Origin of the sequence: Streptomyces sp. SP17BM10 (genome assembly GCF_036322405.1) — a bacterium.
In the GTDB taxonomy this organism is placed as follows: Bacteria; Actinomycetota; Actinomycetes; order Streptomycetales; family Streptomycetaceae; genus Kitasatospora.
In genome coordinates, this window is record NZ_JAQYXB010000647.1 from 56,088 (window position 1) to 74,086 (window position 17,999).

Annotated in this window: 21 protein-coding genes; 12 read left to right on the forward strand and 9 right to left on the reverse strand. The window is 74.4% G+C overall.

Annotated elements, in window-relative coordinates; translation table 11 throughout:
- Positions 1 to 3: 3 nt before the first annotated feature.
- The 4 genes from PUR71_RS29815 to PUR71_RS29830 all read left to right on the forward strand — a co-directional run bounded on the left by PUR71_RS29815 (position 4) and on the right by PUR71_RS29830 (position 4,074).
- Positions 4 to 246: a hypothetical protein gene (locus tag PUR71_RS29815; RefSeq protein WP_329930274.1), complete on the forward strand. Its 243-nt coding sequence runs from the start codon at positions 4 to 6 to the stop codon at positions 244 to 246.
- Positions 239 to 2,695 (forward strand): SpoIIE family protein phosphatase, encoded by a 2,457-nt coding sequence (locus PUR71_RS29820; protein WP_329930275.1) that lies wholly within the window; start codon positions 239 to 241, stop codon positions 2,693 to 2,695. Before PUR71_RS29815 ends, PUR71_RS29820 begins: the two co-directional genes overlap by 8 nt.
- Positions 2,696 to 2,761: 66 nt before the next feature.
- Positions 2,762 to 3,067 carry a hypothetical protein gene (locus PUR71_RS29825; RefSeq protein WP_329930276.1) on the forward strand — a complete coding sequence of 102 codons (306 nt, stop codon included), beginning with the start codon at positions 2,762 to 2,764 and terminating at the stop codon, positions 3,065 to 3,067.
- A complete protein-coding gene (locus PUR71_RS29830; protein ID WP_329930277.1) occupies positions 3,064 to 4,074 on the forward strand; it encodes an iron-containing redox enzyme family protein in 1,011 nt (336 codons plus the stop codon). The genes PUR71_RS29825 and PUR71_RS29830 overlap by 4 nt, the downstream gene beginning before the upstream one ends.
- Here PUR71_RS29830 and PUR71_RS29835 read toward each other — a convergent pair.
- The 3 genes from PUR71_RS29835 to PUR71_RS29845 all read right to left on the reverse strand — a co-directional run bounded on the left by PUR71_RS29835 (position 4,033) and on the right by PUR71_RS29845 (position 6,132).
- Complete coding sequence (locus tag PUR71_RS29835) at positions 4,033 to 4,278, reverse strand: CDGSH iron-sulfur domain-containing protein (RefSeq protein ID WP_329930278.1); 246 nt, start codon at positions 4,276 to 4,278, stop codon at positions 4,033 to 4,035. The genes PUR71_RS29830 and PUR71_RS29835 overlap by 42 nt on opposite strands.
- Complete coding sequence (locus PUR71_RS29840) at positions 4,262 to 4,912, reverse strand: HemK2/MTQ2 family protein methyltransferase (RefSeq protein WP_329930279.1); 651 nt, start codon at positions 4,910 to 4,912, stop codon at positions 4,262 to 4,264. Before PUR71_RS29840 ends, PUR71_RS29835 begins: the two co-directional genes overlap by 17 nt.
- 320 nt (positions 4,913 to 5,232) lie before the next feature.
- Positions 5,233 to 6,132: a Rieske (2Fe-2S) protein gene (locus tag PUR71_RS29845; protein ID WP_329930280.1), complete on the reverse strand. Its 900-nt coding sequence runs from the start codon at positions 6,130 to 6,132 to the stop codon at positions 5,233 to 5,235.
- A 206-nt stretch (positions 6,133 to 6,338) separates the two neighbouring features.
- Between PUR71_RS29845 and PUR71_RS29850 the strand changes: the two genes are divergently transcribed.
- Together PUR71_RS29850 and PUR71_RS29855 are read left to right on the forward strand one after the other, a co-directional pair.
- The gene (locus tag PUR71_RS29850; protein ID WP_329930281.1) at positions 6,339 to 7,070 is read left to right on the forward strand and encodes a GAF and ANTAR domain-containing protein; all 732 of its coding nucleotides are present in this window, start codon (positions 6,339 to 6,341) and stop codon (positions 7,068 to 7,070) included.
- Between the two features lie 199 nt (positions 7,071 to 7,269).
- Positions 7,270 to 7,494 (forward strand): DUF6480 family protein, encoded by a 225-nt coding sequence (locus PUR71_RS29855; RefSeq protein WP_329930282.1) that lies wholly within the window; start codon positions 7,270 to 7,272, stop codon positions 7,492 to 7,494.
- 22 nt (positions 7,495 to 7,516) lie between these two features.
- Here PUR71_RS29855 and PUR71_RS29860 read toward each other — a convergent pair whose 3' ends face one another.
- Positions 7,517 to 7,741 carry a hypothetical protein gene (locus PUR71_RS29860; RefSeq protein ID WP_329930283.1) on the reverse strand — a complete coding sequence of 75 codons (225 nt, stop codon included), beginning with the start codon at positions 7,739 to 7,741 and terminating at the stop codon, positions 7,517 to 7,519.
- Positions 7,742 to 7,902: 161 nt separating this feature from the next.
- Between PUR71_RS29860 and PUR71_RS29865 the strand changes: the two genes are divergently transcribed.
- Positions 7,903 to 8,361, forward strand: a complete 459-nt coding sequence (locus tag PUR71_RS29865; RefSeq protein WP_329930284.1) for an SRPBCC family protein — start codon at positions 7,903 to 7,905, stop codon at positions 8,359 to 8,361.
- Positions 8,362 to 8,494: 133 nt separating this feature from the next.
- Here the strand turns inward: PUR71_RS29865 and PUR71_RS29870 are convergent, their stop codons facing one another.
- Entirely contained in the window at positions 8,495 to 9,388 is an 894-nt protein-coding gene (locus PUR71_RS29870) for an SDR family oxidoreductase (RefSeq protein ID WP_329930285.1), read from the reverse strand.
- A gap of 363 nt (positions 9,389 to 9,751) precedes the next feature.
- Between PUR71_RS29870 and PUR71_RS29875 the strand changes: the two genes are divergently transcribed.
- Together PUR71_RS29875 and PUR71_RS29880 are read left to right on the forward strand one after the other, a co-directional pair.
- On the forward strand, positions 9,752 to 11,218 hold the full coding sequence (locus PUR71_RS29875) for an aminotransferase class I/II-fold pyridoxal phosphate-dependent enzyme (protein WP_329930286.1): 1,467 nt from the start codon (positions 9,752 to 9,754) through the stop codon (positions 11,216 to 11,218).
- A gap of 235 nt (positions 11,219 to 11,453) precedes the next feature.
- Positions 11,454 to 12,785: an NADH-quinone oxidoreductase subunit D gene (locus PUR71_RS29880; protein ID WP_329930287.1), complete on the forward strand. Its 1,332-nt coding sequence runs from the start codon at positions 11,454 to 11,456 to the stop codon at positions 12,783 to 12,785.
- A 91-nt stretch (positions 12,786 to 12,876) separates the two neighbouring features.
- On the opposite strand, the gene PUR71_RS29885 is transcribed toward PUR71_RS29880, so the two are convergent.
- The 3 genes from PUR71_RS29885 to PUR71_RS29895 form a co-directional block, all read right to left on the reverse strand.
- Positions 12,877 to 13,281: a DUF2267 domain-containing protein gene (locus PUR71_RS29885; RefSeq protein WP_329930288.1), complete on the reverse strand. Its 405-nt coding sequence runs from the start codon at positions 13,279 to 13,281 to the stop codon at positions 12,877 to 12,879.
- Between the two features lie 40 nt (positions 13,282 to 13,321).
- Positions 13,322 to 13,615, reverse strand: coding sequence for an STAS domain-containing protein (locus PUR71_RS29890; protein ID WP_329930289.1), 294 nt, complete (start codon positions 13,613 to 13,615; stop codon positions 13,322 to 13,324).
- 135 nt (positions 13,616 to 13,750) lie between these two features.
- Entirely contained in the window at positions 13,751 to 14,188 is a 438-nt protein-coding gene (locus PUR71_RS29895; RefSeq protein WP_329930290.1) for an Hsp20/alpha crystallin family protein, read from the reverse strand.
- Positions 14,189 to 14,353: 165 nt separating this feature from the next.
- Between PUR71_RS29895 and PUR71_RS29900 the strand changes: the two genes are divergently transcribed.
- From PUR71_RS29900 to PUR71_RS29910, 3 genes are all read left to right on the forward strand, one after another.
- Positions 14,354 to 14,776, forward strand: a complete 423-nt coding sequence (locus PUR71_RS29900) for a hypothetical protein (RefSeq protein WP_329930291.1) — start codon at positions 14,354 to 14,356, stop codon at positions 14,774 to 14,776.
- Positions 14,777 to 14,792: 16 nt separating this feature from the next.
- Positions 14,793 to 15,005, forward strand: coding sequence for a DUF6296 family protein (locus PUR71_RS29905; protein ID WP_329930292.1), 213 nt, complete (start codon positions 14,793 to 14,795; stop codon positions 15,003 to 15,005).
- A gap of 190 nt (positions 15,006 to 15,195) precedes the next feature.
- Positions 15,196 to 15,768, forward strand: a complete 573-nt coding sequence (locus PUR71_RS29910; protein ID WP_329930293.1) for a DJ-1/PfpI/YhbO family deglycase/protease — start codon at positions 15,196 to 15,198, stop codon at positions 15,766 to 15,768.
- Between the two features lie 21 nt (positions 15,769 to 15,789).
- Here PUR71_RS29910 and PUR71_RS29915 read toward each other — a convergent pair whose 3' ends face one another.
- Complete coding sequence (locus PUR71_RS29915; RefSeq protein ID WP_329930294.1) at positions 15,790 to 17,973, reverse strand: catalase; 2,184 nt, start codon at positions 17,971 to 17,973, stop codon at positions 15,790 to 15,792.
- Positions 17,974 to 17,999 lie beyond the last annotated feature (26 nt).

Consider the following 17,999-nt stretch of genomic DNA (forward strand, 5'->3'; position numbering starts at 1 on the left):
CAGGTGGCGAAGGTGATCCGGATGAAGGGCTTCTCCGAGCTCAACGGCTGGACGGTCGTCCCGCTGTCCGGCGGCGACCTCGACGACTTCGCGGCTCGCGGGCCGCGGAGGCTCCTCGACGTGCTGAGCGACGACGGCACGCCCCGGCTCGTCGTGGCCCCGACCGCCGTCGGCTTCGTCGTGGAGCCGAGCGGGGTGGCGGCGGTGCCACCGCTCTTCCCGGACGTGGCGGCGGCTTGTGGCTGAGCACCGGCCCCCCGCGGGCGACCGGGCCGACGACACGACCGTGCTGCTGGCGGCGGTGGACCGGCTGCGCGCCGAGGCGGAGGGGCTGCGCCGGGCGATGCGCACCCGGGGCGTGATCGAGCAGGCGAAGGGCATGCTCACCGAGCGGCTGGGCTGCACGCCGGACGAGGCCTTCGGCCACCTGGTCCGGCTGTCGCAGGACACCAACCGCAGGGTCGCGGACATCGCCGCCGGGCTGGTCGGCCTCGCGGCGCCGGTCACGGACCCCTCCGGCGACGAGTCGCTCCAGGAGGCCGTCGACGCGTTCGTCCGGCCCGCGCGACAGCCGCCCGAGCTCCTGGCCCCCGCCTCCGCGCCGCCCGTCCCCGCTCCGCCGGGCGCCACCCGGCTCGCCCCGGTGCCCGGCCTGGCCGCCCGCTACCACCTGGCCGTCTCCGCGCTGGCCGGCGCCGAGACACCGGAGGAACTGGCCCGGCTGGTGCACGAGGTGGCCACGGCGCCGCTCGGCGTCATCGCCGTCGTCCTCGGTCTGCTGGAGCCCGACGGCGCCCTCGTGCTGGTCGGCAGCCACGGGGTGGAGCCGGGCCGGGTCAGCCGGTGGCGGCGCATCCCGCCGGAGACCGGGGTGCCGCTGGTCACGGCCGCGCACGGCGGTGGCATGGTGTGGGAGTTCGACGCGGACGACAGCGGCGGCCGGTCGCCCGAGACCGGCCGGATCGTCCCCGGCCGGACGGCCTGCGCGGTGCCGCTGCGCAGCGGGGACCGGATCGTCGGGGCGATGAGCCTCGGCTGGGACGGCCCGCCCGAGCGGGCCCGCGCTGCGACCCGGTACCTCGACGCGCTGGCCGGCTTGGTGGCGGGGCACCTGCTGCGGGTGGCCGCGGCCGGCGGCGGGGAACCGGGGCTGGTGGTGCCGGGCGGCGAGTACTGGTTCCGCGGCGTGCTGGACGCGATGTTCGAACCCGTCCTGGTGCTGTCCGTGGTCCGCGAGGGCGGCGGCGCGAGGGCGGTCACCGATCTGCGCGTCCGGTACGCGAACGCGGCGGCCGGACCCGCCCCCATGGTCGGGCGGCGGCTGACCGAGATCCTCCCCGGGCTCGTCGCGACCGGGGTCTTCGCCCGGATCCTCGACGCCGCCGGGACCGGCGTCCGCTACGACGGGCGGGCCGGCGACTTCACGGGTGGAGGGCCGGGGACGGTCCTCGCCGTACGGGCGGTGCCCTTCCTGGACGGCCTGCTCCTCACCTGGCGCCCCGGTGACGGCGCCGCCGAGGCTGCGGCGCGGGCCGGCGCCACCGAACGGCTGGCCGGCGTCGGCAGCTTCGCGTGGTCGCGCGGCGGACCGGGTCTGGAGCTGTCGGCGGAGGCCCGGCGGTTGCTCGGTCTCGACCCCGGGCGGCCGGGCCCGGTCCGGGCCGCCGACGCACTGGCGGGCGTGCGCCCGCCGGACCGCGCCGCCGTGCGGGCCTTCGCCCGCCTGCTGCTGGGCGGGCGCCGCCCGGCCGCCGTGGACGTCGGCGTCGGGCCGGGCGACGCGGGCGCGCGGACGGTGCGGATCAGTGCGGAGCCCGTCGGCGATCCGGACACCGGCCGGGCGCGCGATGTGCGGGGCGTCCTCCAGGACGTGACCGAACGGCACCGCGCCGAGCAGGCCCTGGCCGGTGTCCGGAGCAAACTCGCCGAGCAGCAGCGCCGGACCGCCGCCGAACACCGCACCACCCGGGCCCTGCGGATGATGGCCGCCCCGGAGGAGCCGGCCCCGCCGATCGCCGGCCTCGACCACGCCGCCCGCTTCCTGCCGGCCGGGGACCACCACCGGGTGGGCGGCGGCTGGTACGACCTGACGGCGCTGCCCGGCGGCCCGGTCCTGCTCGCGGTCGGCGACGTCGGCGGGCACGGTCCGACGGCCGCCGTGGGAGCGTCCGAGCTGCGGCACGCCCTGCGCGGGCTCTGCGGCGGGGGCCTGGATCCGGCCGGTGCGCTGGGCCGACTCAACACCGTGCTCTGCCGGCACGGCAGCCGCCGACTCGTCGGCGTGCTGTGCGGCCTGCTCGACCCGGCCGCCCGCACGCTCACCTGGAGCGCGGCCGGTCAGGCGCCCCCGGCCGTCGTGCGCGGGGCCACCGCGGACCTCGCCAACGGCCCCACCGGGACCGCCCTCGGAGCCATCGCCGACGCCCGCTACCGCGACACCGTCCAGCCGCTGTGCTCCGGCGACACCGTGCTGTTCTGGACCGACGGCCTGCTCGACCGGCGCGAGGCCGGCCCCGACCACCCCGACCGCCTCTTGCGCGCCGCCGAGGAGAGCGCCGCCGAGGAGCTCGCGGCCGAGGGGTTCGCGGCGGCCGCCCTCGCCGACTTCCTCGAGCACATCGCCGACCGCCTCGGCGACCCCGGCCCCGCGGACGGCGGCTGCCTCCTCGCCGTCCGGCTCCAACCCGCGCGTTAGTCCGCGCCCGGACGGGGAAGCCGCACCGGCGGACCGGGGGACGGGCGCGCGAGGAGGCAGGACACGATGGACGGGCGGGAACGGGACGCATCGGCCGCGATGGGGTGCGAGCCGCGGCAGGAGCGCGGGCTCGACGCCCTGGCGAGCGGGCTGGCCTTCGGGCTGCGCAGCCGGGCCTGGGAGGTCATGCAGGGGGTGCGGCCCCGGACGGTCCTGGCGTTGGTCCTGCTGTCGCTGGGCCTGCTGGTGGCCGGACTGCGGACCGCGCCGGCGTTCGTCGTCTGGGCGTTCGCCGGCTGCTGGGGCCTGATGCTCGCGAGTGCCTGCGCGGTGCTCCGCGCGTGCGCCGCGGACGGCGGGGGCGGACGATGACCGCCCCGTTCGGCCCGCGCGGCCCGCTGTCCGCGGCGGTGCTGGGCCTGGTGACCGCCGGACCGCCGGGCGCGGGTCGGCTGCTCGCCCCGCCGGGCCCGTTCACGGACCCGTGGGGCGAGGACCACCAGCTGGCGCTGTACCTCTGCTACGAACTCCACGACCGGGGCCTCGCCGGTGTGCACCCCGGCTGGGAGTGGGAGCCCGAACTGCTGCTCCTGCGGCGGGCGTTGGAGCGCTCGTTCCTCGCCGCGGTACGCGCGGAGGCGGAGCCCGTCCCGCCGGTGCCGGACGCCCTGGACCGGCTGCTGACGGAGTCCCCGGACGACACCGGACCCTCGCACTTCCTACGCGACGAGGGCGAGCTCCGGCACGTCCGCGAGTACCTCGTGCACCGCTCGGTCTACCACCTCAAGGAGGCCGACCCGCAGGTGTGGATGCTGCCGAGGATCCACGGACCGGCGCAGGCGGTCCTGATGGCGATCCTCTACGACGAGTACGGCGCCGGGCGTCCCGAACGCGCCCACGCGGGGCTGTACGCCCGGATGATGACCGCCTTCGGCCTCGACCCGGGTTACGCGCACTACCTGGACCTCGTCCCGGCGCCCGCCCTCGCACTGGTCAACCTGATGACGCTCTTCGGCCTGCACCGGGCGCTGCGCGGCGCGGCCGTCGGGCAGTTCGCCGCCCTGGAGATCACCTCCCCGCCCGGCGCCGCCCGGCTGGCCGCCGCGCTGGAGCGGCTCGGCGGTGGGCCGGACGGGACGCTGTTCTACCGCGAGCACGTCGAGGCCGACGCCGTCCACGAGCAGTTGGTCCGCCACGGCGTCGTGGAGCGGCTCATCGCGGACGAGCCCGGTCTGGCTCCGGATATCGCCTTCGGCCTGGCGGCCTCGGAGCTCGTCGACGGCCGGTTCGCGGACCACCTGCTCGGCCGCTGGCGGGCCGGCCGCACGTCCCTGCGCTCACCCCTGCCCGAGCCCGCCGTCCGTACCCCCGCCGCTTGAGCGGCTCCGCCCACGCCGCCGGTGGCTGGTGTCGCAGAACGGGTAGCACCGGCTCCGGCGGCACGCGCACAGCGCCACCACCGGCCGTTCGGAGAGCCGGACCTCACCGTCCGGCAGGACAACCTCCACCGGTCCCTCGACCAGGAGCGGTCCGCCGGGCACGACGATCACCCGGGTCGTCGGCCGGTCAGCGTTCCCGGACACCGCGCACCACCACCAGTTCCTCCTGCCGCTCGCCCGGGGCGATCAGCCCGAGCCCCTCGAAGAGCGCGGCGCGCGCCGTCATGACCGGCCCGAAGGCCTGCCGCCGGCGAGCCACGACGGCCGTCCGAAGCCCGGCCGCGACGAGGGCCGCCAGCGTCGCCGGGACGTCCGCGAGGGAGGACTGAACGACCAGCAGCACGCCGCCGCGCGCCAGCCGTCGGGGCGCCTCCCGGCAGATCCGGTCCAGCACGAGGCGGCCGTCCGGCCCCGCGTCCCACGCGAGCCCGCGCCCGTGCCCGCGGCGGGCGGCCGGGGCCGGGACGTAGGGCGGATTGGCGGTGATCAGGTCGTAGTCCCCGCCCGGCACCGGGGCGAGCAGGTCGCCCCTGCGCAGCCGGATCGCGAGTCCGCGGAGCCGGGCGTTGAGCCAGGTCGCGGCGACGGCCTTGGGGGACAGGTCCACCGCCGTCACGCGGGCGCCCTCGTGCGCGGCCGCGAGGGCGACGGCGCCCGTCCCGGTGCACAGGTCGAGCACCCGGCTGGCGCCGTCGAGGCGCTCGTGGTGCAGGCAGGAGAGCAGCAACTCGGTGTCGCCCTGGGGCCGGTAGACGCCGGGCGGTCTGATCAGCAGCATGTCGGGGGGCCGCCTTTCAGCGCCGGGCCGGCAGCGCCCGGTGGACGCTCCGGTGGTGTACGTCGCGAGCCATCGGCGTCCGGCGGCGCGGCGGTCCGGGTCGGCTCGGTTCCTCGGGTGGACGCCGATCGTGAAGTGCGGCCGTCGGGGCCCGGGGCGGACAAGCGGGTGCGGCAGGACGAGCGGGCTCGGGCCTCGGCGAGGTGCGTTCGGCCAGGAGATCGTGGACGACGGCGGGCATGGCTCCTCCAGCGGCTCGTTCTGCGGCTCGTGCGCCGGGCGGCTGCCCGCGGCCGCGCGGGCGAAACGGTGAGGGCAGGTCAGCCGGCGCCGGGCAGCCGTACCTCCAGGTGCCCGGAGAGCACCCGGGTCTCCAGGACCGGCTGGGGCGAGGTGGCCGGGCCGCTCGCGACCTCGCCGTCACGGAGCCGGAACTCGCTGCCGTGCCACGGGCAGCGCAGGCAGCCGTCGGTCACCGTGCCCTCGGCGAGCGGGCCGGACAGGTGCGAGCAGCGCTCCGCGAGCACGTGGTAGCGCTCGCCCTCGTGGACCACGACCACGGGCAGGTCACCGGCCGTCCGGCGGACGGGCTCGCCCGGTGGGAAGTCGTCGACCGGCCCGAGGTCGACCCAGTCCGCGGGCGCCAGCCGGGGCACGGCTGCGGCTCGGTTGGGGCCGGCGGCCTGCGCGTAGGCCAGGTGCCCGCCGAGCGTGCCACCGACCGAGACGGCGGTGAGCCCGGCCAGGCCGAGCAGTCGGGCGCGGGCGCGGCGACCTCGGCAGCGGGCCAGCAGCGATCCGCCGTACAGCAGCACTCCGGCGGTGTTGGCGAGCGCGTGGACCAGGCCGGTGCGCCGGCGCGGCGGGTCGAGCCGCGCCCAGTCCACCCACCCGGACAGCGCGGCGGGGGCGGCGCCCAGCAGCCCGACGGCCACCATGGCGTCGGCCGAACGGTGCGCGCCCGGGAGGAAGTCCAGCAGACCGGCCGACGTCCAGCAGCCGATCGGCACCTGGACCAGCACCGGGTGCAGAGGATGGCCGAGCCACGCGCCGTGCAGGGCGTCGCGGTAGGGGCCGAGGGGGAGGGCTTCCACGGCGTCGGCGACCTTCCCCGCCGGGCGGTCCAGGACCTCCCAGTGCGCCGGAGCGTCGAGCGCGCGCCGCAGCCGACGGGACCACCGGTCGACGGGCAGGGCAGAGGCATACAGGTGTGCGTCCATGCCCGGCGGCTTGCCGGGTTCCGGGCGCTCAAACCCCGGGCCGGACGTGTGCCGGGCGCCGATCCGGGTACGCGCGCAGCGCCGGACGGGCCGTGACGGCGGCCCGGCCACCTACTGCGGTGATCACGCCGCGGTGCGGACCGCCGTGACCACCGACGACAGTCGGCCCCCTGAACGGCGGGGCGGAGGAGACACGAGGCGCGGAGATGGCCGATCTGACGCGCATCGCGCAGATCATGGCCGAGGCCGTCAACGGCCCGGGACGGCCCGCCCTGCCCGAGCGGCTCTGCGGGGCCTGCGTCGAGGCCCTGGCGGTCGAGGCCGCCTCCATCACGCTCATGGCCGACACCGGTCACCGCGCCGGTGTCTGGGCCAGCGACGGACGCGCCCGGCGGCTGGAGGAACGGCAGTTCAGCCTCGGCGAGGGCCCGGGCGTGGACGCCTTCCGCGGGCGGCGGCCGGTGGCGGTCGCCGACCTGCTCGCGCCGCACGAGGTGCGCTGGCCGGTGCTGGCGGCCGACCTCGCCTCTCCCGCGCTCGACCACCGGGGACTGCGCAGCGTCTACGCCACACCGCTCCACCTGGGTTCCTCCGGCATCGGCGTGCTGAGCCTGTACCGTTCCGAGCCGGGCCTGCCCGGTGCCGGGGAGATCGCCGACATCCGGGTCGCCGCCACCAGCGTGACCCTCGCGATCGTCGGCTCCTTCATGGCGCCGTCCGGCGGGGCGCAGGTCCAGCCGTGGCTGGACGACCCGCTGCTCAACGGCTTGGAGGTGGACCAGGCGGTCGGCATGATCATGGCGCGGCTGGGGGTGTCCGCCGACGAGGCCCTGGACCGGCTGCGCGCCCACGCGTTCGCCCACGACCGCGAGATCGACGAGGCGGCGCACGAGGTCGTGGAGCGGCGGCGGTTCATCGAAGGGACCGATGACGGCTGACCCCGACGACGGGGCACGGGCTGAGCCCGGCCCCGAAGAGCGGTCGACGTCCTGGCCGCGAGCGCCCGCAGCGGGCCCTCGAACGGGCCCGGAGCGAGGCGGGCGCGAGGAGCACGGGTTCGCCGGGCCGGTGACGTTTCCGGCCCCCGGCCCGGGGCAGCCGCCCGGCATCGGAGCCCACTCCACCCCGGGACGCATCATGACCACACCCGACCCCGACCCCGAACGCACCCCGGCGCTCGACGAACGCGGCACCCTGCCCGGCGGGGACACGCCGCCGGCGGAGGGCGGCATCTCCGGCATCTCCCACCCCGAACCCGAGGAACTCCGCACGGCCTGGGGCATCTGGCCCGCGGTCGTGATCGTGGTGCTCGCCCTGGCCGTGTCGGTCATGCTCGTCGCCATGATCTTCGTGCTGACCTGAACGGCCACCGACCTGACGGAGGTCAGTGCCCGGCGGCCGCCATCGCCTCGCGGACGGTCCCCAGGCAGGGATCGCAGTACCGGTCCGGTGTCGCCGGACCGGTTTCGTCCGTCGACGGGACCACGCGCTGGGACGGTTCGAGGAACCGCCCGCACAGCGAGGCACTCGCGTCGTCCTTGGCCACCACGTGCCAGACCACGGCGGGCGGGGACACCGCCGGGTCGAACTCGGCCCACATCTCGTACACGGCACAACCTCCGGATCGCTGGGCGCGGTCGCTCCATGCAAACCCCTGGGGCCCCGATCGGCCACCCGGCCGGGGCCGCTGGGATGGTTATGTCGCCGAGCAGCGGGCAGACGCGGGGCCGACCGGGAAACACCCGGCCGCGATCCGTGAGGAGGCCCCGGATGAGCATGGTCAAGGAGTCGGTCGACGTCGAGGTGCCGCTGCACACGGCCTACAACCAGTGGACGCTGTTCGAGGAGTTCCCCCGCTTCATGGAGGGCGTGGACTCGGTGACCCAGCTGGACGAGCGCCACAACCACTGGCGCACGAGCATCGGCGGCGTCACCCGGGAGTTCGACACCGAGATCGTCGACCAGCTGCCCGACGAGCGCATCGCCTGGCGGACGACGGACGGCGAGGTCGAGCAGAAGGGCGTCGTCACCTTCCAGCGCCTCGACGACCTGCACACCCGCGTCAACATGGCCATCGACTTCCACCCCGAGGGCATGGCCGAGAGGGCCGGAGACATGATGGGCATGGTCGACCGGCGGGTGAAGGGCGACCTGCGACGCTTCAAGGCGTTCATCGAGGAACGCGGCCGAGAGGAGGGCGGCTGGCGAGGGCGGATCACTCCCAGTTGAGCCGCTCCATCCGCGCAGGGGCCCCGGTCCGCCAGGACCGGGGCCCGCGCGGTTTCCCGAGGAAGTCGATCGGCCACGGTGCGACCTTCGACCGGCACGCCGGGGCCCGCATCCACCTCGACGCGATGACGACTCAGGGCAGTGGGGTGCCGCCGGTCGCGTTGAGGATCTCGGCAGTGATGTAGGAGGACTCCTGGGATGCGAGGAACACGTAGGCCGGGGCCATCTCGGCGGGTTGGGCGGCACGGCCGAGCGGTGACTGCTCGCCGAAGTGGGAGACCTTCTCCTCGTCCATGGTGGCTGGGATCAGCGGTGTCCAGACCGGACCGGGGGCGACGGCGTTGACGCGGATGCCGTCGGGGGCGAGCTGCGTCGCGAGGCCCTGGGTGAAGGCGACGATCGCGGCCTTGGTCATGGCGTAGTCGAGCAGGTGCGGGCTGGGTTTGTAGGCCTGGACGGAGGCGGTGTTGATGATCGCGGCGCCAGGGTGGAGGCGGGGGAGGGCGGCGCGGGTGAGCCAGAACATGCCGTACAGGTTGGTCTTCATGACCCGGTCGAACTGTTCGCTGCTGATCGCGGCGAGGCCGTCGGGCTGGGAGCACTGGTAGGCGGCGTTGTTCACCAGGATGTCGAGGCGGCCGAACACGTCGGTGCAGCGGGCCACCAGGTCGGTGCAGAAGCCTTCGTCGCGCAGGTCACCCGCCACGGCGAGGGCCCGGCGGCCGGTCTCGGTGACGAGGCGGGTGGTCTCCTCGGCGTCGGTCTGCTCCTCGGGCAGGTGACAGAACGCGACGTCGGCGCCTTCGCGGGCGTAGGCGAGCGCGACGGCGCGGCCGATGCCGGAGTCCGCACCGGTGACCAGTGCGACGCGGCCGGTCAGTTTGCCGGTGCCGTGGTAGCTGGTCTCGCCGTGGTCGGGGGCCGGGTGCATGTGTTCGCCGGTGCCGGGGTGGGGCTGGGACTGCTCGGGGAACGGCGGTTGCGGGTGCTGGCCGGTGGGGTCGGCGGGGGTGTGCTCGTCGCTCATCACGGCTGGCGGGGCTCCTCGGTTCGTCTGGCCGCCGGGCGGGCGGGGGTGGTCGACGAGCCGAGTCTGGCGCGGCAGCCCAGGGTGCGCTCGGCGGGCTGCGCATGTGGGTGGTCTGCTCGGCGGCCCTCTGTGCATGGCAGCACTCCGGGTATCAGGGGGACCGCAGTCGGGTGCGAATGGCCAAGGTCGCCGGGGTGACTCGTGAGGTCGGCAGCGAGATCGTCGACCAGCTGCCCGACCAGGAGATCGCCCGGCGGAACCCGGGCGGCGAGGACCAGCAGACGGGCGCGGTCACGTTCGAGCGTCCTGCGCGGTCGGTGGCCCCGTTTTCCGTCCGGGGGGACGGGCACACGCAGCGGCATGGACCAGTCGCAGGCACCGGTACTCGAAGCGCTCGCCGCGTTCCACGCCAACCCGTTGACCACCTTCACCCCGCCCGGCCACAAACAGGGCCGCGGCGCCGACCCCCGCGTCCTTGAAGCACTGGGCCCGGATGTCTTCCGCGCGGACGTCCTCGCCACCGGCGGACTGGACGACCGCCTCGACTCCCGCGGCATCCTTCAGCACGCCCAGGAGCTGATGGCCGAAGCCGTCGGCGCCGACCACACGTTCTTCTCCACCTGCGGCAGCTCCCTGTCGGTGAAGGCGGCGATGCTCGCCGTCGCCGGCCCCCACGAGGAGCTGCTGGTGGGCCGGGACGCCCACAAGGCGGTCGTCGCCGGACTGATCCTGGCCGGGATCCGCCCGGTCTGGGTCGAACCCGCGTGGGATGCGCGGCTGCACCTGGCGCATCCGCCCTCCGCCGATTCCTTCCGCGCAGCCCTCGATCGGCACCCGGACGTGCGGGGCGCGCTGGTCACCTCGCCCACGCCCTACGGGACGTGCGCCGACCTCGAAGCGATCGCCGGAGCCTGTCACGAGCGCGGGACGCCGCTGATCGTGGACGAGGCCTGGGGCGCGCACCTCCCGTTCCACCCCCGTCTGCCGCGCTGGGCGATGGACGCGGGCGCGGACGTGTGCGTCACCTCGGTCCACAAGATGGGCTCCGGCCTGGAGCAGAGCTCGGTCTTCCACCTCCAGGGCGACCTCGTGGATGCGGCTGCGCTCAAGCAGCGCGAAGACCTGCTTGCCACCACCAGCCCCTCCACCCTGGTCTACGCCGCCCTCGACGGCTGGCGCCGCCAGATGGTGCAGCACGGCCGCACCCTCTACGACCACGCCCTCGACCTCGCCGACAGCGTCCGGGCCCGGGCCGAACGGATCGACGGCCTGCACGTCCACGGCCGCGACGACTTCTGCGGCCCTCACCTTGCCGCCGACCTCGACCCCCTCCAGGTCATCATCGACATCTCCGCCCTCGGCACCACCGGCTACCGAGCCGGGGACTGGCTGCGCTCCCACCGCCAGCTGACCCTGCACATCTGCGACCACCGGCGCATCAGCGCCCAGCTCACCCACGCCGACGACTCCACCACCACCGAGACGCTTCTGCGCGGACTGACCGAACTCGCCCAGATCGCCGAAGACCTGCGGCCCGCACCACGCGTCCAGATCCCCGAACCGCAGGACCTGCGGTTGGAGCAGGCCCTGCTGCCGCGTGACGCGTTCTTCGGCCCCACCGAGCAGGTGCCCATCGAGAAGGCGGCAGGAAGGATCGCCGCAGAGATGCTCACCCCCTACCCGCCCGGCATCCCCGCCGCCCTGCCGGGCGAACGCCTCACCGGCGACGTCCTCGACTACCTGCGCAGCGGGCTCAAGGCGGGCATGCTCGTCCCCGACAGCGCCGACCCCGCCCTGGACACCGTGCGCGTCACCGCCGACACCTGAGCCTCGCCGTCCCGATGCCGCACCCACCCGACCCCGCCCCACCCGCCGCCCGCCTCCCCGGGTGTTCGAGGCGGATGTGCGTGATCCTGGATCTGAGTGGGCCTGCGGCCAGGTCGTGCCCGTGCGGTCGGCGCGGGGAGCGGCCGGCCGGCACGGCGGCCTGTCGTGCCCGATCGTGCGCCGCTACCAGGGCGCTCGGACTCGACCGGCGACCCGGGCGGAGGTCATGGGACTGATGAGCGGGATCGAGCACGAGTCGGCAGGAGCGAGGGACACGACCGAAGGCCGGGTCTTCGCCGTCACCGGCGGCGACTGGGGCGAGGTGGTGGACGCCGCCGCCCGCGTGGACGACGAGCGGATCATCGTCAACATGGGCCCGCAGCACCCGTCCACCCACGGAGTGCTGCGGCTGATCCTGGAGATCGACGGCGAGACGGTGAAGGAGGCCCGCTGCGGCATCGGGTACCTGCACACCGGCATCGAGAAGAACATGGAGTTCCGCAACTGGGTCCAGGGCACCACCTTCGTGACCCGGATGGACTACCTGACCCCGCTGTTCAACGAGACCGCCTACTGCCTCGCGGTGGAGAAGCTGCTCGGGATCACCGACCAGGTCCCGGAGCGGGCGAGCGTGATCCGGGTGCTGATGATGGAGCTCAACCGGGTCTCCTCGCACCTGGTGGCGCTGGCCGCCGGCGGGATGGAGATCGGCTCCACCACGCTGATGGTCTACGGCTTCCGGGACCGCGAGGTCGTCCTCGACATCTTCGAGCTGGTGACGGGCCTGCGGATGAACCACGGCTACGTCCGGCCGGGCGGCCTGGCGCAGGACCTGCCACCGGGTGCGCTGGACCAGATCCGCGAGGGCGTGCAGCTGCTGCGCTCGCGGATGCAGGAGTACGACAAGCTGGCGACCAAGAACCCGGCCTTCAAGGCCCGACTGGTCGGCGTCGGCCGCCTGGACCTGGCCGGCTGCCTGGCGCTCGGTGCCACCGGCCCGATCCTGCGGGCCACCGGTCTGCCGCACGACCTGCGCAAGACCGACCCCTACTGCGGCTACGAGACCTACGATTTCGAGGTCGCGGTGACCGACACCGCGGACTCCTACGGGCGGTTCCTGATCCGCCTGGAGGAGATGCGCCAGTCGCTGCGGATCGTCGAGCAGTGCCTGGAGCGGCTGCGCCCGGGCCCGGTCATGGTGGCGGACAAGAAGATCGCCTGGCCCGCCCAACTGGCGGTCGGCCCGGACGGGTTGGGAAACTCGCTCGACCACATCCGCACGATCATGGGCGAGTCCATGGAGGCGCTGATCCACCACTTCAAGCTGGTGACGGAGGGCTTCCGCGTCCCGCCGGGACAGGCCTACACGGCCGTCGAATCCGCCAGGGGCGAGCTGGGCGTGCATGTCGTGTCGGACGGCGGCACGCGGCCGTACCGGGTGCACTTCCGCGACCCGAGCTTCACCAACCTGGAGGCGATGGCCGCGATGTGCGAGGGGGGTCAGGTCGCGGACGTCATCGTCGCGGTGGCGAGCATCGACCCGGTGATGGGCGGCGTGGACCGGTGAGAACCGTCGCGCCACGGACGCGCCGCCGGCGGGGGCGTCCGTGGCGCACGCGGGCACAGCAGTCCGTGGCGCACGCGGGCACGGCGGGGGTTCAACGATGCCGGGCGAGCTGGGGGCGGCCGAACAGGACGTCGTAGCCGGGCGGGAGCTGGAGCAGGATGCGCTGCATGATGTCGTCGCCGACGGCGTCGGCGACGGTGCTGAGGACGGCACCGATGTCCCACACGGCGGTGGCCTCGGTGGCACCCTCGATCCACGCGGCGGTGGCGCGGATGAACCGTTCGGGGGTGAGCGGTTCGGCGGCCTGGAGCGGGTTGAGCAGGACCAGGGCGAACGTCTCCGGCAGGTGTGCCGCGAGGTCGGCGCGGACCTGTCCCGCGAGGTGGGCGCCGAGCAGGGCCAGGACGACGCGGACCGCCCGCTCGGCTTCCTCGGGCGTGTCGTATTCTCCGCGTTCCTGGACCCGGTCCAGAAACGCTTCCCAACGCAGAGTCACCTCTCGTCTCCCTTCCGTTCGACGGCGCTCGTGCGCCTGGTCACGGTTCGACGGTCAGGCACCGGTTCGCGCCGGTGAGGTCGAGCAGGCGCCGGACCTGGCGGCCGGCCGTGCGCAGGACCAGGCGGGCACCGCGGCGGTCGGCTTCCTGCTGGGCCCGGAGGATGGCTCCCAGGCCCGAGCAGTCCATGAACTCCACCCCCGACAGGTCGAGCACCACCTCCTGGTGTGACCGGAGCGCCGCGACGAGGTCGCGGTGCAGGCCGGGGGCGGTGTCGAGGTCGATGTCGCCGCCGGCGGTCACGACCGCGGCGGTCCTGTACAGGGTGTGCATGGCGTCCTCGCTTCGGCTCGGCCTTGCACAACGCGGTGGGTCGGCTGGAGTACGGGCAGAGCCGTCCCGTGGCCGGAGGGGGAGAGATCGGCGGCGCGGGACGGCCCCGCTCACGGGGCCGGCCGGGCGGTCCGGTCAGGCCTTGATCTGCTTGCGGTCGCCGCTGTGGCTGATCGCGATCTTGCGGGGCTTGGCCCTCTCGGCGACCGGGATCCTGAGCGTCAGCACGCCGGAGTCGTAGTCGGCGCTGATCCCGTCGGGGTCGAGGGTGTCGGACAGCACGACCTGGCGGGAGAAGACACCGAGCGGGCGCTCGGACAGCTCCCACGTGACGTCCTCGCCCTCGTGGCGCGGACGGCGCTCGGCCTTGACGGTCAGCGTGTTCCGTTCGACGTCGATGTCGATCGCCTGCGGGTCCACCCCGGGCAGGTCGAAGCAGACCACGTACTCGTCGCCGACGCGGTAGGCGTCGAGCGGCATCGGGGCCGGACGCGACCACGTGCCCGTCGTCGTGTCCAGGAACTGCCGGGTCAACCGGTCCAGCTCGCGGAACGGGTCGGTGCGCATCAGCATCGCGGAACACCTCCACTCATCGATGGGTGCCAGTGCGCCTCACCTGACACCGTTCTAGCATGTCGTCCATCCGATGACAACAGGGGAAGTCGCCGGAAAGGGACCACCGGCGCGCGTGGGCCGCGGACGGCGATTGGGCCTCGGACCAGGGGGTAGGTGCGCCGTATGGAGGACTTCGGCCCCCCGGCGGACGACACGTCCGACGGCACCCCCGACACGCTCGACCTGTGCGACCTATGCGGCCAGGCCGTCCCCCGCGACGACCTGCTCAGCGCGCTCGTGCCGGACTCGTCCGCGCTGCACGTCAGCGACCCGGACCTGGACGGCAAGCGGGTGCTGACCGCCTGCAGCGTCGGCCACCTCGGCGAGCTGATCGAGCAGTACCGGCGGCGCCCGTTCGTCCAGGAGGAGCAGTGGGCCGGCAAGGTCTGCCGGGCGCTCGCGGAGTACGACGACGAACCCGTCCCCCTCAGCATGGTCGCCGCGCTCAGCGGCCTCTCCGAGGCGCAGGCCGAGCGGGGCGTCGAGTGGCACAACGCCAGGGCCCGCGAGTGGCGGGCGCGGTACGGCCATCCGGGCGACGACTGACAGCGAGGGACCGACCATGAAGAGGGCCAAGCACTACCGTCTGGTCGTCACCGACCCCTACCGCGAGGTCGTGCTCACCGCGACCGGCGCGATGGGCGACGACGGCACCGAGGTGTACGTCGACGACTCGGGTGCCGTCCGCGCCGAGATCGACGGTGACGGAGAGGTCCGGACGGTGACCACCACACTCCCGATCGGCCGGCCGGCCCGCGCCGAGCCGCTGGACTGACGCCACACCGGAGCCCCGGGCACCGCGCCCGGGGCTTCGGCGCGGTCGCGTCCTCACGGCGCCGCGCGGCCACCCGGAGGGGACTTCGGCGATCCGGTGTGGCCGTCCGGAAGCCGGGTACCCGCAGGCGTCCGGGGGCACGGACGACGACGGCCCGGCCCGCCCGCGAATCCGCCCGAAGGAGGCAGCCGTGAACCAGCACACCAAGGTCCTCGCGATCGTGAACAACTACGGCGTCGAACAGGACGAACTCCTCGTCCCCGTCCGGCACCTGCGCGACGACGGCGTCCACGTCGACATCGCCGCGCCCACCCGCGACGGCATCCGCACCCTCGTCCGCGACAAGGAGCCCGGTGAGACGGTGAGCCCGACCCACACCCTCGGCGAGGTGGACGCCACCGGATACGACCTGCTGCTCATCCCCGGCGGCACGCTCAACGTCGACAGCCTCCGGATGCGCCAGGAGGCCGTCGACATCCTCCTCGCCTTCACCACCTCCGGTCGCCCCGTCGCCGCCATCTGCCACGGCCCGTGGCTGCTCGCCGAGGCCGGCGTGGCGTACGGCAAGGAGGTCACCTCCTTCCCGTCGCTGCGCACCGACCTCGCCAACGCCGGCGCGAGCTGGACGGACGCCGCGCTCGTCACGGACGACGCGAACGGCTGGCGCCTCGTGACCTCGCGCAAGCCCGAGGACCTCGAACAGTTCCTGCGCGGGATCGACGCGGCCCTGCGGCTTCGGACCTCCGCTGCCGCAGGGCACTGAGCGCCGAGCCCGTCCGCCGGCTCAGCGCCGTCCGCCGGCTCGGCGCGACGGGAAGCGGTGGCGCTCCCCCAGGCGGGCGAAGCCGTCCCAGAACGCCCGGCCGGCCGGCTCGTCCGGGCCGCTGACAGCGACGCCGTGCAGGCCGCCGGGCGCGCCGAACCCGGCCGCTCGGGCCAGTTCGACTCCCGAGCCCAGCAGCGCGACCGGCTTGCCGTGGCGCAGCGCCTCGGCGAGGAAGCGGACCGCGTCGGGGTCGGCGGACAGCACGGGCTCGCAGCCGTCCGGCACCACCACGGCGTCGTACAGGACCGAGGCGGTGGTGGGCAGCGGACGGTCCACGGGCAGGTGGTCGCCGTCCTGGGCGAGCACCTGCCCGCCGTGCGCGGCGAGCGTCTCCACCGTCGCGCCCTCGGCGCCCAACCTCTCGTGCGCGGCCCGGACTTGATCGCCGTCCGCTCCCGCGGCGGTCAGGACGGCGACCTTGCGCGTGCGGATGCCGGAGCCGCGCAGGTTCTCCAGGCTCAGCGCGGGCGAGACCGTCGGCCCGGCCGCGTTCTCCTCCCCGGCGAGCGCACCGTCCTCGGGGGTCGCCTCCGGCTCCGGTACGCCGATCCGCCGGGCGACGTCCGCCGCCAGGCCGGGATCCACGTGCACCAGGTTGCCGACCATGCGCCGGCGCACCTCCTCACGGCCCACCTTGCCCAGCTCGAAGGCGAAGGCCTCGGTGATGTGCCGCTGCTCCCAGTCCGCCATGCTGTGCCAGAACAGCGCGGCCTGGCTGTAGTGGTCGGCGAAGCTGGCGCTGCGCAGACGGACGGCCTCGCCGTCGATCCGCTCCTGGTAGTGCTGGAAGACCCCGTCGGGCAGGTGGCCGCCACCCATCGTGGCCGGGCAGCCGCCGCCCACCGAGTTCGGGGCGTAGCCCGCGCCGTCGTGGATGACCTGTTGGCCGTACCCGTCGCGGTGGTTGGTGCGTACGTCGGCGAGCGGGCGGTTGACGGGCAACTGGGTGAAGTTGGGGCCGCCGAGGCGGATCAGCTGGGTGTCCAGGTAGGAGAAGTTGCGGCCCTGGAGCAGCGGGTCGTTGGTGAAGTCGATGCCGGGGACGACGTTGGCGGTGTGGAAGGCCACCTGCTCCGTCTCGGCGAAGAAGTTCCGCGGATTGCGGTCGAGCACCATCCGGCCGATCGGACGGACCGGCACGAGCTCCTCGGGGATCAGCTTGGTCGGGTCCAGGAGGTCGAAGGTGAAGGCGAACTCGTCCTGCTCCGGGACGAGTTGGACGCCGAGCTCGTACTCGGGGAAGTCGCCGGCCGCGATCGCCTCCCAGAGGTCGCGGCGGTGGAAGTCCGGGTCGCGTCCGGCGGTGAGCTGGGCCTCGTCCCAGACCTGGCAGGCCACGCCGAGCACCGGCCGCCAGTGGAACTTCACGAAGGTGCCGCGCCCGTGCCGGTCCACCAGGCGGAAGGTGTGCACGCCGAAGCCCTGCATCATCCGGTAGCTGCGCGGGATGGCCCGGTCGGACATCACCCACATCAGCATGTGGGTGGACTCGGGCTGGAGGGAGCAGAAGTCCCAGAAGGTGTCGTGGGCGGAGGCGCCGGTGGGGATCTCGTTCGGCGGCTCGGGCTTCACGGCGTGGACGAAGTCCGGGAACTTCGCGGCGTCCTGGATGAAGAACACCGGCATGTTGTTGCCGACCAGGTCGTAATTGCCGTGCCGGGTGTAGAACTTGGTGGCGAAGCCACGGACGTCGCGCACGGTGTCGGCGGAGCCGCGCGGGCCCTGGACGGTCGAGAAGCGGACGAAGACCGGCGTGCGGGCACCGGCCTCCTGGAGGAAGTCGGCGCAGGTGAACTCGGCGAGGGACTCGTACGTCTCGAAGAAGCCGTAGGCGCCGGCTCCGCGCGCGTGCACCACCCGCTCGGGGATGCGCTCGTGGTCGAAGTGGGTGAGTTTCTCGCGCAGGTGGAAGTCCTCCAGCAGGGTGGGGCCGCGTCCGCCGGCGGAGAGCGAGTTGTCGGTGTCGTCGACGCGCACGCCCTGGTCGGTGGTGAGCGGGCCGTCCGGGTCGGGGGCGCGGGCCGCTTCGAGGGCGGCCTCCTTGGCGTCCCCGGGCCGGCGCTCCGGCGGGCCGGGGTTGTGGCTCTCGGATGCCGGGGGTGCGGGCGGTCGGTGCTCGGGGCCTGCGGGATTGATGCTCATCGCGCGTTCTCCGTCCTGGTGGTGGG

Excerpts from the sequence above, each read along its gene's own strand:
- PUR71_RS29905 (WP_329930292.1), top strand. The coding sequence starts at position 14,793 with ATGAAGAGGGCCAAGCACTACCGTCTGGTCGTCACCGACCCCTACCGC.
- PUR71_RS29915 (WP_329930294.1), bottom strand. The coding sequence starts at position 17,973 with ATGAGCATCAATCCCGCAGGCCCCGAGCACCGACCGCCCGCACCCCCG.
- PUR71_RS29855 (WP_329930282.1), top strand. The coding sequence starts at position 7,270 with ATGACCACACCCGACCCCGACCCCGAACGCACCCCGGCGCTCGACGAA.
- PUR71_RS29845 (WP_329930280.1), bottom strand. The coding sequence starts at position 6,132 with ATGGACGCACACCTGTATGCCTCTGCCCTGCCCGTCGACCGGTGGTCC.
- PUR71_RS29900 (WP_329930291.1), top strand. The coding sequence starts at position 14,354 with ATGGAGGACTTCGGCCCCCCGGCGGACGACACGTCCGACGGCACCCCC.
- PUR71_RS29850 (WP_329930281.1), top strand. The coding sequence starts at position 6,339 with ATGGCCGATCTGACGCGCATCGCGCAGATCATGGCCGAGGCCGTCAAC.
- PUR71_RS29895 (WP_329930290.1), bottom strand. The coding sequence starts at position 14,188 with ATGCTGATGCGCACCGACCCGTTCCGCGAGCTGGACCGGTTGACCCGG.
- PUR71_RS29840 (WP_329930279.1), bottom strand. The coding sequence starts at position 4,912 with ATGCTGCTGATCAGACCGCCCGGCGTCTACCGGCCCCAGGGCGACACC.
- PUR71_RS29865 (WP_329930284.1), top strand. The coding sequence starts at position 7,903 with ATGAGCATGGTCAAGGAGTCGGTCGACGTCGAGGTGCCGCTGCACACG.
- PUR71_RS29880 (WP_329930287.1), top strand. The coding sequence starts at position 11,454 with ATGAGCGGGATCGAGCACGAGTCGGCAGGAGCGAGGGACACGACCGAA.
- PUR71_RS29870 (WP_329930285.1), bottom strand. The coding sequence starts at position 9,388 with ATGAGCGACGAGCACACCCCCGCCGACCCCACCGGCCAGCACCCGCAA.
- PUR71_RS29890 (WP_329930289.1), bottom strand. The coding sequence starts at position 13,615 with ATGCACACCCTGTACAGGACCGCCGCGGTCGTGACCGCCGGCGGCGAC.
- PUR71_RS29830 (WP_329930277.1), top strand. The coding sequence starts at position 3,064 with ATGACCGCCCCGTTCGGCCCGCGCGGCCCGCTGTCCGCGGCGGTGCTG.
- PUR71_RS29825 (WP_329930276.1), top strand. The coding sequence starts at position 2,762 with ATGGACGGGCGGGAACGGGACGCATCGGCCGCGATGGGGTGCGAGCCG.
- PUR71_RS29875 (WP_329930286.1), top strand. The coding sequence starts at position 9,752 with ATGGACCAGTCGCAGGCACCGGTACTCGAAGCGCTCGCCGCGTTCCAC.